Annotated in this window: 17 protein-coding genes; 7 read left to right on the top strand and 10 right to left on the bottom strand. The window is 59.3% G+C overall.

All coding sequences use genetic code 11. The features are described from left to right. Nucleotides 1–47 precede the first annotated feature (47 nt). From ACP7D9_RS21615 to ACP7D9_RS21600, 4 genes are all read right to left on the bottom strand, one after another. Nucleotides 48–1,211, bottom strand: coding sequence for an EAL domain-containing protein (locus ACP7D9_RS21615; RefSeq protein ID WP_426159569.1), 1,164 nt, complete (start codon nt 1,209–1,211; stop codon nt 48–50). A 120-nt stretch (nt 1,212–1,331) separates the two neighbouring features. Continuing rightward, a complete protein-coding gene (locus ACP7D9_RS21610) occupies nt 1,332–1,670 on the bottom strand; it encodes a hypothetical protein (RefSeq protein ID WP_101155554.1) in 339 nt (112 codons plus the stop codon). Continuing rightward, the gene (locus tag ACP7D9_RS21605) at nt 1,667–2,053 is read right to left on the bottom strand and encodes a phage holin family protein (RefSeq protein ID WP_426159568.1); all 387 of its coding nucleotides are present in this window, start codon (nt 2,051–2,053) and stop codon (nt 1,667–1,669) included. Before ACP7D9_RS21605 ends, ACP7D9_RS21610 begins: the two co-directional genes overlap by 4 nt. Before the next feature lie 2 nt (nt 2,054–2,055). Continuing rightward, nucleotides 2,056–2,370 (bottom strand): DUF883 family protein, encoded by a 315-nt coding sequence (locus ACP7D9_RS21600; protein WP_101155558.1) that lies wholly within the window; start codon nt 2,368–2,370, stop codon nt 2,056–2,058. Between the two features lie 304 nt (nt 2,371–2,674). Here ACP7D9_RS21600 and ACP7D9_RS21595 point away from each other — a divergent pair, with 304 nt between their 5' ends. Beyond that, nucleotides 2,675–3,883, top strand: coding sequence for an ammonium transporter (locus ACP7D9_RS21595; protein ID WP_426159567.1), 1,209 nt, complete (start codon nt 2,675–2,677; stop codon nt 3,881–3,883). Here ACP7D9_RS21595 and ACP7D9_RS21590 read toward each other — a convergent pair. Continuing rightward, nucleotides 3,880–5,592, bottom strand: a complete 1,713-nt coding sequence (locus ACP7D9_RS21590; protein ID WP_426159566.1) for a cation:proton antiporter — start codon at nt 5,590–5,592, stop codon at nt 3,880–3,882. The two genes, ACP7D9_RS21595 and ACP7D9_RS21590, sit on opposite strands and share 4 nt — an antisense overlap. Nucleotides 5,593–5,790: 198 nt before the next feature. Here ACP7D9_RS21590 and ACP7D9_RS21585 point away from each other — a divergent pair, with 198 nt between their 5' ends. The 3 genes from ACP7D9_RS21585 to ACP7D9_RS21575 all read left to right on the top strand — a co-directional run bounded on the left by ACP7D9_RS21585 (nt 5,791) and on the right by ACP7D9_RS21575 (nt 7,420). Beyond that, nucleotides 5,791–6,027, top strand: coding sequence for a glutaredoxin family protein (locus tag ACP7D9_RS21585; protein ID WP_101155664.1), 237 nt, complete (start codon nt 5,791–5,793; stop codon nt 6,025–6,027). 114 nt (nt 6,028–6,141) lie between these two features. Then, nucleotides 6,142–6,459: a hypothetical protein gene (locus ACP7D9_RS21580; protein WP_016770837.1), complete on the top strand. Its 318-nt coding sequence runs from the start codon at nt 6,142–6,144 to the stop codon at nt 6,457–6,459. 70 nt (nt 6,460–6,529) lie between these two features. Beyond that, the gene (locus ACP7D9_RS21575) at nt 6,530–7,420 is read left to right on the top strand and encodes a pseudouridine synthase (protein WP_426159565.1); all 891 of its coding nucleotides are present in this window, start codon (nt 6,530–6,532) and stop codon (nt 7,418–7,420) included. 82 nt (nt 7,421–7,502) lie between these two features. Here the strand turns inward: ACP7D9_RS21575 and ACP7D9_RS21570 are convergent, their stop codons facing one another. Together ACP7D9_RS21570 and mobA are read right to left on the bottom strand one after the other, a co-directional pair. Next, on the bottom strand, nt 7,503–7,724 hold the full coding sequence (locus ACP7D9_RS21570) for a YgdI/YgdR family lipoprotein (RefSeq protein ID WP_016770600.1): 222 nt from the start codon (nt 7,722–7,724) through the stop codon (nt 7,503–7,505). A 78-nt stretch (nt 7,725–7,802) separates the two neighbouring features. Continuing rightward, nucleotides 7,803–8,405, bottom strand: a complete 603-nt coding sequence (gene mobA / locus ACP7D9_RS21565) for a molybdenum cofactor guanylyltransferase MobA (RefSeq protein WP_426159564.1) — start codon at nt 8,403–8,405, stop codon at nt 7,803–7,805. Between the two features lie 80 nt (nt 8,406–8,485). On the opposite strand from mobA, the gene moaB reads away from it, so the two are divergent. Together moaB and glp are read left to right on the top strand one after the other, a co-directional pair. Further along, nucleotides 8,486–9,025: a molybdenum cofactor biosynthesis protein B gene (moaB, locus tag ACP7D9_RS21560; protein ID WP_016770598.1), complete on the top strand. Its 540-nt coding sequence runs from the start codon at nt 8,486–8,488 to the stop codon at nt 9,023–9,025. After that, nucleotides 9,009–10,235 (top strand): molybdopterin molybdotransferase MoeA, encoded by a 1,227-nt coding sequence (gene glp, locus ACP7D9_RS21555; protein ID WP_101155567.1) that lies wholly within the window; start codon nt 9,009–9,011, stop codon nt 10,233–10,235. The genes moaB and glp overlap by 17 nt, the downstream gene beginning before the upstream one ends. 58 nt (nt 10,236–10,293) lie before the next feature. Here glp and ACP7D9_RS21550 read toward each other — a convergent pair whose 3' ends face one another. Continuing rightward, nucleotides 10,294–10,602 carry a hypothetical protein gene (locus ACP7D9_RS21550; protein WP_397479282.1) on the bottom strand — a complete coding sequence of 103 codons (309 nt, stop codon included), beginning with the start codon at nt 10,600–10,602 and terminating at the stop codon, nt 10,294–10,296. Between the two features lie 314 nt (nt 10,603–10,916). On the opposite strand from ACP7D9_RS21550, the gene yegS reads away from it, so the two are divergent. Beyond that, complete coding sequence (yegS, locus tag ACP7D9_RS21545; protein ID WP_426159563.1) at nt 10,917–11,834, top strand: lipid kinase YegS; 918 nt, start codon at nt 10,917–10,919, stop codon at nt 11,832–11,834. On the opposite strand, the gene ACP7D9_RS21540 is transcribed toward yegS, so the two are convergent. Both ACP7D9_RS21540 and ACP7D9_RS21535 read right to left on the bottom strand, forming a co-directional pair. Beyond that, nucleotides 11,818–12,477, bottom strand: coding sequence for a response regulator (locus ACP7D9_RS21540; RefSeq protein WP_101155572.1), 660 nt, complete (start codon nt 12,475–12,477; stop codon nt 11,818–11,820). The two genes, yegS and ACP7D9_RS21540, sit on opposite strands and share 17 nt — an antisense overlap. Further along, nucleotides 12,474–13,367: a sensor histidine kinase gene (locus ACP7D9_RS21535; protein WP_101155574.1), complete on the bottom strand. Its 894-nt coding sequence runs from the start codon at nt 13,365–13,367 to the stop codon at nt 12,474–12,476. Before ACP7D9_RS21535 ends, ACP7D9_RS21540 begins: the two co-directional genes overlap by 4 nt. Between the last annotated feature and the right edge of the window lie 411 nt (nt 13,368–13,778).

Raw genomic sequence — 13,778 nt, 5'->3', positions numbered from 1 at the left:
ACTGATCGCCCTAGCTTCCCGGTTCGGCCCCGTGCCTGCAAGCAGAACTACAGGCCCGCCGCATCGATATCGATCAGCAACAGCCGTTCGCCGTTATCGAAGAACTGCCCGGCAGTCAGGCAATACTGGTTACTGGTGGCGTCGCGGTAGGTGCTCGACAGGGTCAGGCGGCGTTCTTCCCAGCCTTCAGCGAGCAGATGATAAAAGTAAGGTCGCCACGACCAGTTGTGCCCCAAGTAGCTATCATCGGCGAACCAGCCGTCCTGACGCCATTCCAGGTTGGGGGTCAGTTGCGTGCCATGGCGGTCGCACTGATAAAAACGCAGCAGCCACGGAAACAACTGCAAATGTGGCAATGCGCTGAGCGGTGCGCGGGCCTGCGCCCACTGCTGCAGGATCGCCATCAGCTCGCTGAGCTGCCGACGCATTTGCATCAGCCGTCCTCGCTCGCCGAGCTTCTGCATCACATAGCGCTGCCGCAACTGAGCGAAACGCTCGACGAAAGCATCCGTAGCGAAGAACTCTTCCTGCGCCCGGGCGAAGAGAAAACCTTGCACGTAGCGCGAGCCGCATTCCAGCGCGAAATTCAGCTGCGCTTCGGTTTCAACGCCTTCAGCGATGATCCAGCAGCCGGTTTTCTCGGCCATCTGCGCAAGCGCTTTGACCACATCGCTGCTCGGCCCGCCCAGAGCCGCTGCCTGGAACAGACGCATGTCGAGCTTGAGAATGTCCGGTTGCAGGGCCAGCACCCGATCCAGCTGTGAGTAGCCGGCGCCGAAATCGTCGATGGCTATTCTCGCTCCCGCGTCGCGGTAGCGCGTGACCACGTGCGCCAAGCGTTCGCTGTTACCGCCTAACTCAGTGATCTCGAACACAATCCGCTGCGGATCAACCTGGTGTCGCGCCAACTGCTTGAGACTGGGCAAGGCCTGGTCGACGCGCAGGCGGCTGATCCAGCGAGGTGACATGTTCAGACTGAGAAACCACTCCGCCGGAGCTTCATGCAGGCGGCTAAGGGCATTATCGCGGATCTGCCGATCAAGCCGGCGCAAGGCGGTGGCCGAGGTGCGTGGATCGGCGAACAACGGCCCGACCGAGGTTAGTTGACCATCGCTCTGGCGCAAGCGGCCGAGTGCTTCAACGCCTGCAATACGTCCGGTGGCGGTATCGATGAAAGGCTGAAAGCAGGCGAGCGGTTGCCCGTCGATCACGGCAAATCCTTAATCTTGTTTTTCGGTTGGCCGCGTCCGCCGGATAGGCACGCGGGATTGAATCTCCCGATAAGGAGATTCATCCCGGCGCTATTGCAAGAATGTAGCCAGAGGGACGGTTCAGCGTTTACCCGAGCTGTGCATGACCACTCTGATCAGCGGCACAAGCGTCGTGCCCAGGCGCAACAGTCGAGTCAGACCGCCACCGCCGGTGCGTTTCGAGCCTTTGCCAGTAAGGAAACCCAGCAGCGTTACGGCCGCCACGCCCCACAATGGCGCATGCTTGAGGCCGAAACCGTCCTGGACGTTCTGCTTCATGCCGCGCATGCGCTGCAAGGGTTGCAAGACCTGCGCGGTTTCGTGGCGGATTTCCTGTCGGTGCATTTCCATGCGCAGGCGGATCAGTGCCTTGCGCATTTCCCGACGGGAGCTGTTGTGCGGAAGTTCAGGCAGGCTCATGGCAGCAGGCGCTCCCGGTCGTTGGCCAGCTCTTCAAGCGTGCCGTGGAAAGGCGAGGACTCATCGAAAATCGCCGCTTTGAGGCGCAGGCCGCAGAAGATCGACGCCAGCGTATAGAAAACGCAGAGGCCGATGATCGCTGCCAGGCGATAGGTGTCCCAGAAGATGATCATCACCAGCGTCGACAGACCTACCAGCAACAGCAGGGCAAACACCAGCGCCAGGCCGGCGAACAGCAGCAGGCTGACGGTGCGTGATTTCTGCTCCTGCAATTCGATGCCGAACAGCTCGACATGACTGTGCAGCAGGCCCAGAACGGCAGCGCCGAGGCGACGCGTGGAGGAGGCGGTGCCCTCAGTCGGGCCGGATTCTCCGATCGACATGATCAGCGCCGAGTTGCCAGCAGGCCAATCAGAAAGCCGACGCCGGCCGCGATGCCCACCGACTGCCATGGGTTGGCCGACACATAGTCTTCAGTAGCGGTGACGGCCGCCTGGCCGCGCTCGCGCAGTGTGTCTTCAGTCACTTTCAAGGTTTCCCGGGCGCGCAGCAGGCTGTCGTGAATCTGGGCACGCAGCTCATCTGCCTGATCGCCAGCGAGGGTCTTGGTGTGTTCGAGCAGGCGTTCTGTGTCGCTAACCAGAGTCTGGAAGTCGTTCATCAGGATTTCTTGAGCAGTCTTTGCCTTGATGCTGGCCATTGATGGATCTCCGTAGGTGGCTTTGAAGCGTTCGAGTATGAGCCTTGCGTGAAGGTTCAGTGCAAATGCCTGGTACAACTTTTGCTGTGTCGTGGTGCGTTGCTCGGTATACGTGCGCTGTTGCCGGGCGTCCCGGCAGAAAACTCTAATTCATTTACTCGCGATTCGTGACCGGACATCGAACTGTGCGCCAAATCAGTTCATCGACTCTGCCGTTGAATGACTGCCGGGTTCCTCATTTGGTGCAAGACAGGCCGGCATGAACTGCTTTGGTGCCCTTTTAGGCTTTCAGGTCTGCCTCCACATGGAAAATCTGCAAACTGCTGTAGACACGCTGGTTCACAGCTCCAACACGTTGTTCATTCTGATTGGCGCGGTGATGGTGCTGGCGATGCACGCCGGTTTCGCCTTTCTGGAAGTCGGCACGGTCCGACAGAAGAACCAGGTCAACGCACTGTCGAAAATCCTCAGCGATTTCGCTGTCTCGACCCTGGCGTATTTCTTTATAGGCTATTGGATCTCCTATGGCGTCACCTTCATGCAATCGGCTTCGGTGCTCGCTGCCGATCATGGTTATGGACTGGTGAAGTTTTTCTTCCTGCTGACCTTCGCTGCGGCGATCCCGGCAATCATTTCCGGCGGCATTGCCGAGCGTGCGCGTTTCGTCCCGCAATTGTGTGCGACGGCGCTGATCGTGGCGTTTATCTACCCGTTCTTCGAGGGCCTGGTCTGGAACGGCAACTTCGGTTTGCAAAGCTGGCTGGCGGAGCAGTTTGGCGCCACGTTCCATGACTTCGCCGGCTCGGTGGTGGTGCATGCCATGGGCGGATGGCTGGCACTGGCCGCAGTGTTGTTGCTCGGGCCGCGCAATGGTCGTTATCGCGATGGGCGTCTGGTCGCGTTCGCGCCGTCGAGCATTCCATTTCTGGCATTGGGCTCGTGGATCCTGATTGTCGGCTGGTTTGGCTTCAACGTGATGAGCGCGCAGACGCTGCAAGGTGTCAGTGGCCTGGTCGCGGTCAACTCGCTGATGGCCATGGTCGGCGGCACCGTCGCCGCGTTGATCGTCGGGCGCAATGACCCGGGCTTTCTGCACAATGGCCCGTTGGCCGGTCTGGTGGCGATTTGTGCAGGGTCCGATCTGATGCATCCGGTCGGCGCGCTGGTGACTGGCGCAATGGCTGGAGTCCTGTTTGTCTGGTGCTTTACCGCTGCCCAGGTCAAATGGCGCATCGACGATGTGCTGGGTGTCTGGCCGTTGCATGGCTTGTGTGGCGTGTGGGGCGCAATTGCCTGCGGCATCTTTGGCCAGACCGCTTTGGGTGGCCTGGGCGGGGTCAGCCTGATCAGCCAGATGATCGGCACTGCGCTCGGCGTCGTGGTGGCGCTGATCGGCGGCTTCGTCGTCTACGGCGCGATCAAGGTTCTGCATGGACTGCGCCTGAGTCAGGAACAAGAGTATTACGGCGCCGACCTGTCGCTGCACAAGATCGGCGCGGTGAGTCAGGACTAGATTTCCTCATCACTGGCTCCGGGGTAGAAACCATGGAGCAGGCGATAGCGATCAATGCGCACCTGATCGACTTTCTCCTGCACCTGATGCGCGGGCAGGCCAAGCATGATCAGCGCGTGTGAAGCGAGCATCAGGCTCGATTCAAGGAGCTCCGGCACCACCTCGGTGGCGCCGGCAGCTCTGAGCTCTGCCGATTGGCTGTCGTCACGCGTGCGCACCAGAATCGGCACCTGTTGATTGAGTCGGCGGGCTTCACGAAGAATACGCAACGCCACATCACTTTGATCCACGGCAATCACCAGCAGCCTGGCGCGCAACAGGCCAACGGCAGTCAGCAGATCGCCACGCGCCGAGTCGCCGTAATGCACGTCGCTTTCCGCGGACGCGGCTTCCTGTACCCGCACCGGGTCGTTGTCCAGCGCAACATAGGCTTGGCCCGCGTTGCCCATGAAGCGCCCGATGGACTGGCCGACGCGACCATAGCCGCAGATCACCACATGTTGGTCGAGATCGGCGTTGAGGGCGCTGATCTGCTCGATCTGCGCCTCCTCATTGGGCTTGCGGTGCAGCGCAGCGGCAATGCGCGGCGCCGCGCGAAGCAGCAGCGGCGTGAGCAGCATCGAACAGAACGTCGCCGCGAGCAGCAGTGCCCCCGGTTCGGCCGGCAGCAGGCTGTTCTGCTGCATCTGCGCCATCAAGGCAAAACAGAACTCGCCGCCCTGGGCCAGGGCCAGACCGCTGCGCCATGCGGTTTCACTGTCACTGCCGCGCCACTTCACCAGCAGCGCCACCACGATGCCTTTGATCAGCATCAGGCCGAGGGTCAAGGCGACGATCATCAGACTGTGACTGACAAACAATTGCAGGTCGATCAGCATGCCAATGCTGACGAAGAACACTCCGAGCAGGATGTCGCGGAACGGCCGGATGTCGGCTTCGATCTGGTGCCGGTAGTGGCTTTCACCGAGCAACATGCCGGCGAGGAAAGCGCCGAGTGCAGGCGACAGGCCCAACAAGTGCGTGAGCCAAGCGGTAAGCAACACGATCACCAGCGCCAGCAGGACGAACAGCTCCGCCGAGCGCGAGGCCGCCACTTCATGAAACAGCCGTGGCAGCAACCAGCGACTGGCGAGCAGCAGGCCGAAGAACAGCACCACGGTTTTGCCCAGGGTCAAAGGCAAGGCCCAATACCAGGCCTGCTCGCTGGTACCGGCGAACACTGGCACCAGCGTCAGCAGCAATACCGCCACCACGTCCTGAAACAGCAGCACGCCGACCGCGTTCTGGCCGTGGCTGCTGAACACTTCACCGAGACTGCCCAGCTCCTTGGTCACAATCGCCGTGGATGACAGCGATAAACCGGCACCGAGCAACAACGCCGACATGAGCGGCATGCCCAGCCCCATCAACAGTGTACCGAGCAACGCTGTGCTGATCAGTACTTGCTGACTGCCCAGGCGAAACACCACCTGACGCAACGCAATCATTTTCGACAGGGAAAACTCCAGGCCCAGCGAAAAAAGCAGAAATACCACGCCCAGTTCGGCGACATCGGGCAGGTGTTCGCTCTCGTTGACCCAATCGAATGCGTTCGGCCCGACCAGCAATCCCACGCACAGGTAACCCAGCACCGGCGGCAGTCGCAGGCGCCGGAACAGAGCAATCACCACCAGGGACGAGGCGAGGATGATCAACAGATTTGCAAACACGGGACACTCCGCTGTCAGGGCGTTGGCCTCTGAAGCGTAGAGGCAAAAAGTCCGCGAGGATGACGCAATTGCAATTTGCGCCGAATGATTTGCGTCAGGATTTTGCGTCGACAGGGTGGCGGCCTTCGGGCGGCGGTGGGTCGACGAGGGTTCGGGGGCGTCCTAGAATGGGCTCACTTGTTTTCCGGTAACGCCATCATGCCTCCTGAATGTCAGCTGTTCGGCACCCTTGGGTGTCATCTGTGTGAAGTCGCCGAAGCCGAGCTGATGCCCTTCGTCGAGCATGGTCTGCTGGTTGAACTGGTGGATATCGCCGAAGATCAATCGCGGTTCGAAAAGTACAGTTTGCGCATTCCGGTACTACGCCGGGTCGACACTGGCGCAGAGCTGGATTGGCCTTTCAGTGCAGACGAGATCGTGGCGTTTTTACGCTGACGCGAATCTGTCGCCGTTATTCCGCTGGTCGCAGCAACCCATCGTTGCGTTGGCACTCGCTGGCTTCTTCGGTTACTGTATGTCCATACAGCAATCGAGTCAGAGGGATGAACCGTGGTCAATGTCGAACAGTTGAAGAGCAGCGTTAACCGGATGTCGGTCGACGTGGTGCGCGAGGCCGTCCTCGAATTGCGCCTGGACGGGCTGGTCACGGAAGGCAAGACGCCGTTCAACAAACTGCATTTCAATACCTGCTTTGCCGAAATCGAAGCCTTGTTTCAGCGCGCCGGTTACCACAAGCAACTGGATGTGGTCGGTTATCAGGGCCTGTTGTACGCGTTGTACGATCCGGGGCGCTGGGAGGCGGTCGATGTCTTGCGCTGGCTGAAAGAGTTCACCGAAGCGGCGGCGCTGAAATCGATTCCGGCTTGATGAAACTGCGCTAGGTGGCTGTGCCTCGGTGTTGGATAATGCCGCCCTGCACTGAGGATTTCCGTTTCTTATGTCCACATCCGGTTTTAACGCTGCGCAAAATCAGGCCAGCACGCTCTACTTGCCGCCCGGTTCCTGGCTGACGGTATTCGATTGCTTGTGCGAGCACTTCAGGGCCATAGGCCGTGACCAGTGGCTCGACCGGATTGCTCGGGGCCGTGTACTGGATGCACAAGGCCAGCCGATTACGCTGGACTTGCCGTACAAGGAAGGCCTGCGCATTCATTACTTTCGTGAAGTACCGGACGAAAAACCGATCCCGGTGGTCGAATCGATTCTCTACGCTGACGAACATCTGGTGGTGGCCGACAAACCTCACTTTCTACCCGTGACCCCGGCCGGTGAGTACGTCGAACAAACCCTGCTGCGGCGGCTGATTCGCCGGCTGGACAATCCGCATCTGGTACCACTGCACCGGATCGATAGGCACACCGCCGGACTGGTGATCTTTTCGGCCAATCCGCAAACCCGCTCGGCCTATCAGTCATTGTTTCCGACCCGGCAGATCGACAAGCGCTACGAAGCGATTGCCCCGGCGCTGCCTGAGCTGAATTTCCCGTTGGTGCACAAGAGCCGGCTGGTCGATGGCGAGCCGTTCTTCCGCATGCATGAAGGGCCGGGCGCGAGCAATACCGAAACGGCGGTCGAGGTACGCGAGAAAAACGGCGACCTGTGGCGCTACGGCCTGTTTCCGGTGACCGGCAAGAAGCATCAGTTGCGTGTGCACATGACGGCGTTGGGCGCGAGTATCTGCAACGATCCGTTTTATCCGACTGTGTTGAAGGATGTCGTGGACGACTACGCCAATCCCTTGAAGCTGCTTGCGCAAGGCCTGCGGTTTGTTGACCCGGTGACGGGTGAGTTACGGGAGTTCGAAAGCCGGATCACCTTGCAATGGTGATAACCGTTGTACGTTTGCTGCGCGCATGAAAAAGCCCGCATGGCAATGCGGGCTTTTCTGTATCCGGTAACGACCCGGAGCCTTACAGCTCTTTGACGGTACGAACCTGATCCTTGTTGATGCGGGTCTCTTTGCCGTCCAGCTGCTGGAACTCGTAGAAGCCCGAATCATCATCGTATTTCGGGGTGTCGACGGCCTGGATTTCGCGACCGTCATTCAAGGTGATCACTGTCGGCGAGGAGCAACCGGCGAGGGTTGCCAAGCCCAGTGCGAGCATGAAAGTGGCGAGGGTCCGTTGAGTCATGAGTGTGTCTCCGAATGGGAAATCTTCTGGTTACTGAGCTTGAGACGTAAACAAGGCGTGAGAGTTCCTTGGATGGTGTCAGTCTGACACAGTGTTGTGCAGATGTAACAATTCCGGCGTATTGAGGTTGGCCAATCGCGGATCGTTGTCAGGGCATTGCAATGCGACGGCGCCGAGACTGCGCATCACCCGACCCGGGCTGCGTTCACCGGCATGCCAGGCCGCTTCGAATGCCGGCAATAGCGCCACAGGTATCACGCACAGCAGCGGTTCCCAATGCTCGCCATGGCGCAGCATTAAAGGTTTTTCACGTTGCTGATCGGCAGTCATCAGCATGTCTTCCAGCAAGGCCTTGTCTATTCGCGGCACATCACACGGTAACACCAGCAAATGTCCATGGCGCGCCGCTTTCAGCCCAGCACGAATACCGGCCAGCGGGCCCGGAAAGTCTCCTTCGTCATCCATCACCAACTGATCGGCAAACGTGGCATAACGCTCGCGATTGCGGTTGCAGGAAATAATGAGATCGTCGGTCAGCAGCCGCACCTTGCGCTGTAAATGCGCGATCAAAGGCTCGCCCAGCCACTCGATAAGCCCCTTGTCCTGACCGCCCATGCGTTGGCCGCGCCCACCGGCCAGAAGCAGGACTGAGCACGGCGGCAATTGGCTGTTCAGGGACATGACGACTCTCCAGAGGGCGGCGGAAAAATGAGCCGCTGTGATATAACACCGGGCTGTTTCCCCTACAACTGGAAGAGCCTATGAAAGCCAAGGCTGATGTACCTTTCGTGCCGCTCAATATCGCGGTGCTGACTGTCAGCGACACTCGCACCCTGGAAACCGACACCTCCGGCCAGGTCTTCGTCGATCGCTTGATCGCGGCCGGCCACGCGCTGGCCGAGCGCGTTCTGCTCAAAGATGATCTGTATAAAATTCGCGCGCAAGTCGCTAACTGGATTGCAGACGATGTGGTTCAGGTCGTACTGATCACCGGCGGTACCGGCTTCACAGGGCGTGACAGCACGCCGGAAGCGGTGGCGTGTCTGCTCGACAAACAGGTCGACGGATTTGGCGAACTGTTCCGCCAGATTTCCGTGGCCGATATTGGCACTTCGACCGTGCAGTCCCGTGCCTTGGCAGGTCTGGCCAACGGTACGCTGGTGTGCTGCCTGCCGGGTTCGACCAATGCGGTGCGCACCGGATGGGATGGCATCCTCGCTGAGCAACTGGATGCCCGTCATCGTCCGTGCAACTTCGTCACCCATCTGAAGCAGGCGGCGCCTTGTGAATCCCGTGGGTAAGCCAGGCAAGACCGGCAGCTTGCTGCCCGTCGAAGCGGCGCTCGAGCGGTTGCTCGACATGGCCGATGCGTCACGCATTGTCGAGTGCGAGCACTTGCCGCTGGCTCAAGTCGAGGGGCGCGTGCTGGCTGAAGATCTGATCTCGACTCTGGATCTGCCGCCGTGGCCGAACAGTGCCATGGACGGCTACGCCCTGAACCTGGCGGATTGGCAGGGCGAGCCGCTGCCGGTCAGTCAAACAGTGTTCGCCGGACAGTCTCCGCAGCCGTTGGAGTCGGGCACTTGCGCTCGCATCTTCACCGGTGCACCGCTGCCGCCGGGCGCCGACTGTGTAGAGATGCAGGAAAACGTCGACGTTCAGCCCGACGGGCCAGTGCGCTTTCTCGAACCTTTGAAAGCCGGGCAGAACATTCGACCGCAAGGCCAGGAAACCACAATCGGTGAAATGGTTCTGCAGGCAGGCACCCGATTGGGACCGATTGAGCAGGGCCTGGCTGCTTCGCTTGGCTGCGCCGGCCTCAACGTCGTGCGCAAACCGCGCGTGGCAGTATTGTCCACCGGAGACGAGCTGGTCGAACCCGGTCAGGCGTTGGGGCCCGGGCAAATCTACAACAGCAACCGGGTGCTTTTGTGCAGCTGGCTGCAGCGTCTGGGTTGTGAAGTCATTGATGGCGGAATTCTTCCTGACGATCTGCCCACCACTCGGGCCCGCCTGGGCGAGCTGCAAGATGTCGATCTGATTCTCTCTACCGGCGGTGTCTCGGTGGGTGAAGCGGACTTCCTCGGCATTGCCCTGCGTGAAGAAGGCGAGTTGGCCCTGTGGAAGCTGGCCATCAAGCCGGGCAAGCCTTTGACGTTCGGCCATTTCCGCAACGTGCCGGTGATTGGTTTGCCCGGCAATCCCGCCTCGACGCTGGTGACGTTCGCATTGTTGGCGCGGCCCTATCTGTTACGCCGCTTGGGTGTGCAAAACGTCGAGCCGCTCAAGTTTGCAGTGCCTGCGGGCTTTGGCTGGCCGGTGGCCGGAAATCGTCGCGAATATTTACGCGGACGTCTGGAGCAAGGGCGAGCAATCATTTATCGCAACCAGAGCTCGGGTGTGCTGCGTAGCGCGGCGTGGGCGGATGGACTGGTGGAGGTTCGAGAGGGGCGCACGTTGAGCGAGGGTGATGAAGTAAGCTTCATTGCGCTCAGTGAGCTTCTCGGGTAACCGTCTTGCCCATGCACGCGTCGGCTGGCAAGCACGGCGCGTGCAACGATGAATTCGGTCAGTTGCTGATCAGTGTCACCAATTGATCGAATCGGCTGTTGGCAACCCATCCCAGCAGGGCCAGGATGACAGCGGTTGCACCCGCCGAATACGCCAGACGATGTTTGATCGTCCGCACGTCATTGATCATTTCGTCCATGTCGCGACGCATGTATTTGAAGTGGGTTTCCAGCTCGCTGACACGGGGTTCCATATCAGACTCTCCAGTGTTCTTGGCGCTGTTGCAAAAGTCAGGTTTCTTGCTCGCGCGACTTTCGGCGAGAGCGGCGACCGGGCTCACCGGTGCCTTGGTTTCATGGTTGTGCATGGAAGTATTCGCCTATCGTAACAACTGTACGTTTGCTGGTTTTTCCAATGCGCGATTCATGAAAATGAATCGAGGGGTATCCGTTCATTACCGGCACATCCTTGTGTTATTGGGTTGAAGGTTGATGCTGCCGGCACACGGTGACCCAAGGGACGGGCGTGGTCAATTAAGCCGATTCCTCTTGTTACGTAAGAAAAAATACCGCTGTGCAGGACGCTGGCTGTTGAAAGAGGAATAAATTGCCGACCCCGTGGCTTTTTCGAAGCGCGAAGTGGTCAAGATGTTTCAACCGATTCAATTCTTGGAGTGACGTTATGAGTGAACGCCGGGCACTGCTGATTTTGCATGGCAAACAGGCACTCAACGAGGATGTTCGCGCGGCTGTCGAAGCCAAGCGTGAGCAAGGCTGGGAGCTTGCTGTGCGTGTGACCTGGGAGGCCGGGGACGCCCAGCGTCTGGTAGCGGAAGCGTTGGCAGCGGGCTACAGCAAGATCATTGCCGGCGGCGGCGACGGTACCTTGCGTGATATCGCCGAAGCGCTGGCTCAGCATCCACAGAAAGCCAGTCTTGTCTTGCTACCGCTCGGCACTGCCAACGATTTTTCCCGCGCCGCCGGTATTTCTCTGGAGCCGGCGCAGGCTCTCGATTTGCTGGATGTCGAGCCTTCGGCTATCGATCTGGGCGAAGTTGGCGGGCAGATTTTCCTGAACATGGCGACGGGCGGATTCGGCAGTCAGGTCACCGCCAATACTTCGGAAGACCTGAAAAAGATCTTGGGCGGCGCCGCTTATCTGTTTACCGGCCTGACTCGGTTCAGCGAGCTGCATGCCGCTTATGGCGAGTTGCAGGGGCCGGACTTTCATTGGCAGGGTGAGCTGCTGGCGCTGGGCATCGGTAACGGACGGCAGGCGGGTGGCGGCCATGTGTTGTGCCCTGAGGCGCGAGTCAACGACGGTTTGCTCGACATCAGCATTCTGCCGGCACCGCAGGAACTGGTCGGCACGCTGAAGAACCTGCTGAGCGAGGGTTTCGGTCTAGAAAACATGTTTGTGCGAGCGCGGTTGCCGTGGGTCGAGATCAAGGTTGCCGAAGGGCTGAGCATCAATCTCGACGGCGAGCCGCTGGAAGGCGACAGTCTGCGGTTCGTTGCTAAACCTGCAGCGTTGCAGGTGCATTTGCCAAAGGATTCGCCGTTATTGGGCCAGCAACCGTCAATCAGTCATCAAGGCTGATGATCTGCTCGCGGACGGCGAACAGCACCAGACCCGCCACGTCGTAGATTTGCAGGCGCTTCATGATCTGTGCACGGTGGGTTTCAACGGTCTTGACGCTCAAACCCAGACCATTGGCAATTTCGCGGGTCGATTTGCCGCGCACGATCAGTCGGAGAATTTCCAGCTGGCGTGCGGTCAGGTTGTGCGAATCGGCGATGTCTGGCTGGCTTTTCTGATTTCGGGTCAATGCCTGATTGATCACCGTATGAGCAATGGCGGGGCTCAGGTAGCGTTCGTTGTTGCGCAGGGCTTCGAGCGCGTGCTCGAGCTCGGTGGCCGTGGTGTCCTTGAGCAGATACCCGTGGGCACCCGACTCGAGTGCCTGCATGATCAGCGCCGGATCGGTGTGCATCGACAGGATCAGCACTTTGCTCTGCGGGCGCACACGCTTGAGGCGTTGCAGCGCTTCCAGACCTCCCGTCTCTTTCATCGAGATGTCCAGCAATACGATGTCTGGGCTCAAATGCTCGACCATCTCAAGCAATTGCGAACCATCACTGGCTTCGCCGATTACCGCATAACCGGGAATATCCAGTACTAGAGCGCGCACGCCGGCTCTGATCAGCGAGTGGTCATCCACCAGAAGTAAGTTACAAGTCAACGCATAACCTTATTTGTACTGGCCCGTTCGAGTGCCCGAGGCGCCCACGGGAATAGTGCTTCGATTCGAGTGCCTTTGCCCGGCTCGCTGACGACATTCAACGTGCCGCCCAGTTGTTCGATACGCTCGGCCATTCCGGCCATGCCGCGTTGACCTTCCCTCGCCGGGTCGGCCGCCGGGGCGAAGCCAAGGCCGTCATCACTGATCAACAGCGTAAGACCTTGCGGCAATCGCTGTACCCGAATCAACAGGTTTTTCGCCTGCGCGTGTCGCAGGATGTTGGTTACGGCTTCCTGAGTAATGCGAAACGCCGCGACGGCCATTTCTTCGGGGATGCCGTTGAGCCGTTGCTGGCAGTCGAGACTCCAATTGACCGAGGTGTTGGCCAGCGTCTTGAGCAAATGTGCGCGCAGGCTGGCTTCAAGGCCCAGACTGGTCAATTGGCGCGGATTGAGAATGGCCGAGACGTCGCGCACTTTGGTCAGGGTTTCATCCAGCGTGTCGCAAAGCACCGTGCATTGTTCCTGGAGTTCTACCGGCAGACGGCGTTTGAGCCAGTCACTTTGCAGCTTGGCGGCGGTCAGCAACTGGCCGATATCGTCGTGCAATTCACGGCTGAGTCGATGGCGCTCGTTTTCCTGGACTTGCAGCAGACGGTCAGCCAGTTCCTGTGGCTGAAACTTGATCGACTTGCGCGACAAGCGATATTGGACCCAGACGCAGGCGGTAGCGGCGACGTCGATTGCCAGCAACCCCAGCGGTATGTGCGCGGAAAAAACATAGGCCAGCAAACTGCCAAGGGTCGCCAGAACACACAGCACAAGTGTGAAGCGCCGAGCGTTTTCCCGTGAGGGTGGCCATGTGATGAGTGACTTGAGGCTGGCGTACATAACGGATGGAGCCAATGGATGTTCACTGCGGGCAGACCGGCCAGCGAATGGCGGATCTCTGTTTGGAAAACTGTCAATTATGGTATTAATTCATGCCGCATTCGTTGAGCAATCAACGACTGCCAATAACATCGCTAATGAAACAATGAAGTCAGCGTGCCATTAAGCGGCAGGCAACTAACCGGCGGCATAATACCACTTAACATACCGTTGGTCGCGGTCGCTATATATGTCTGTTCGGTCAGGAAACAGCGGATCGTGGACGCAAGTTCCATGTTGAAAAGTTGGAATTGTTGTATACGGACGACTTCGATGTGCCTGGAAGTGTCGCTGCGTGCGCACAGGGAAAACCCTGATAAAGGTGCTTGGAAATTAACCGGTGATCGGGCTGACTATTTGGCCCGGAGTGTC

It is taken from the genome of Pseudomonas sp. TSRC2-2 (assembly GCF_049897785.1).
Classification (GTDB): domain Bacteria; phylum Pseudomonadota; class Gammaproteobacteria; order Pseudomonadales; family Pseudomonadaceae; genus Aquipseudomonas.
The sequence above is the reverse complement of the archived record's forward strand: the minus strand, read 5'-3'. Positions and strand labels throughout refer to the sequence as shown.

Coding starts and splice junctions, on each gene's coding strand:
- ACP7D9_RS21605 (WP_426159568.1), bottom strand. CDS start 2,053: ATGTCGATCGGAGAATCCGGCCCGACTGAGGGCACCGCCTCCTCCACG.
- mobA (WP_426159564.1), bottom strand. CDS start 8,405: ATGTCCCTGAACAGCCAATTGCCGCCGTGCTCAGTCCTGCTTCTGGCC.
- ACP7D9_RS21575 (WP_426159565.1), top strand. CDS start 6,530: ATGTCCACATCCGGTTTTAACGCTGCGCAAAATCAGGCCAGCACGCTC.
- ACP7D9_RS21595 (WP_426159567.1), top strand. CDS start 2,675: ATGGAAAATCTGCAAACTGCTGTAGACACGCTGGTTCACAGCTCCAAC.
- ACP7D9_RS21600 (WP_101155558.1), bottom strand. CDS start 2,370: ATGGCCAGCATCAAGGCAAAGACTGCTCAAGAAATCCTGATGAACGAC.
- ACP7D9_RS21610 (WP_101155554.1), bottom strand. CDS start 1,670: ATGAGCCTGCCTGAACTTCCGCACAACAGCTCCCGTCGGGAAATGCGC.
- ACP7D9_RS21585 (WP_101155664.1), top strand. CDS start 5,791: ATGCCTCCTGAATGTCAGCTGTTCGGCACCCTTGGGTGTCATCTGTGT.
- ACP7D9_RS21550 (WP_397479282.1), bottom strand. CDS start 10,602: ATGCACAACCATGAAACCAAGGCACCGGTGAGCCCGGTCGCCGCTCTC.
- yegS (WP_426159563.1), top strand. CDS start 10,917: ATGAGTGAACGCCGGGCACTGCTGATTTTGCATGGCAAACAGGCACTC.
- ACP7D9_RS21535 (WP_101155574.1), bottom strand. CDS start 13,367: ATGTACGCCAGCCTCAAGTCACTCATCACATGGCCACCCTCACGGGAA.
- ACP7D9_RS21570 (WP_016770600.1), bottom strand. CDS start 7,724: ATGACTCAACGGACCCTCGCCACTTTCATGCTCGCACTGGGCTTGGCA.
- moaB (WP_016770598.1), top strand. CDS start 8,486: ATGAAAGCCAAGGCTGATGTACCTTTCGTGCCGCTCAATATCGCGGTG.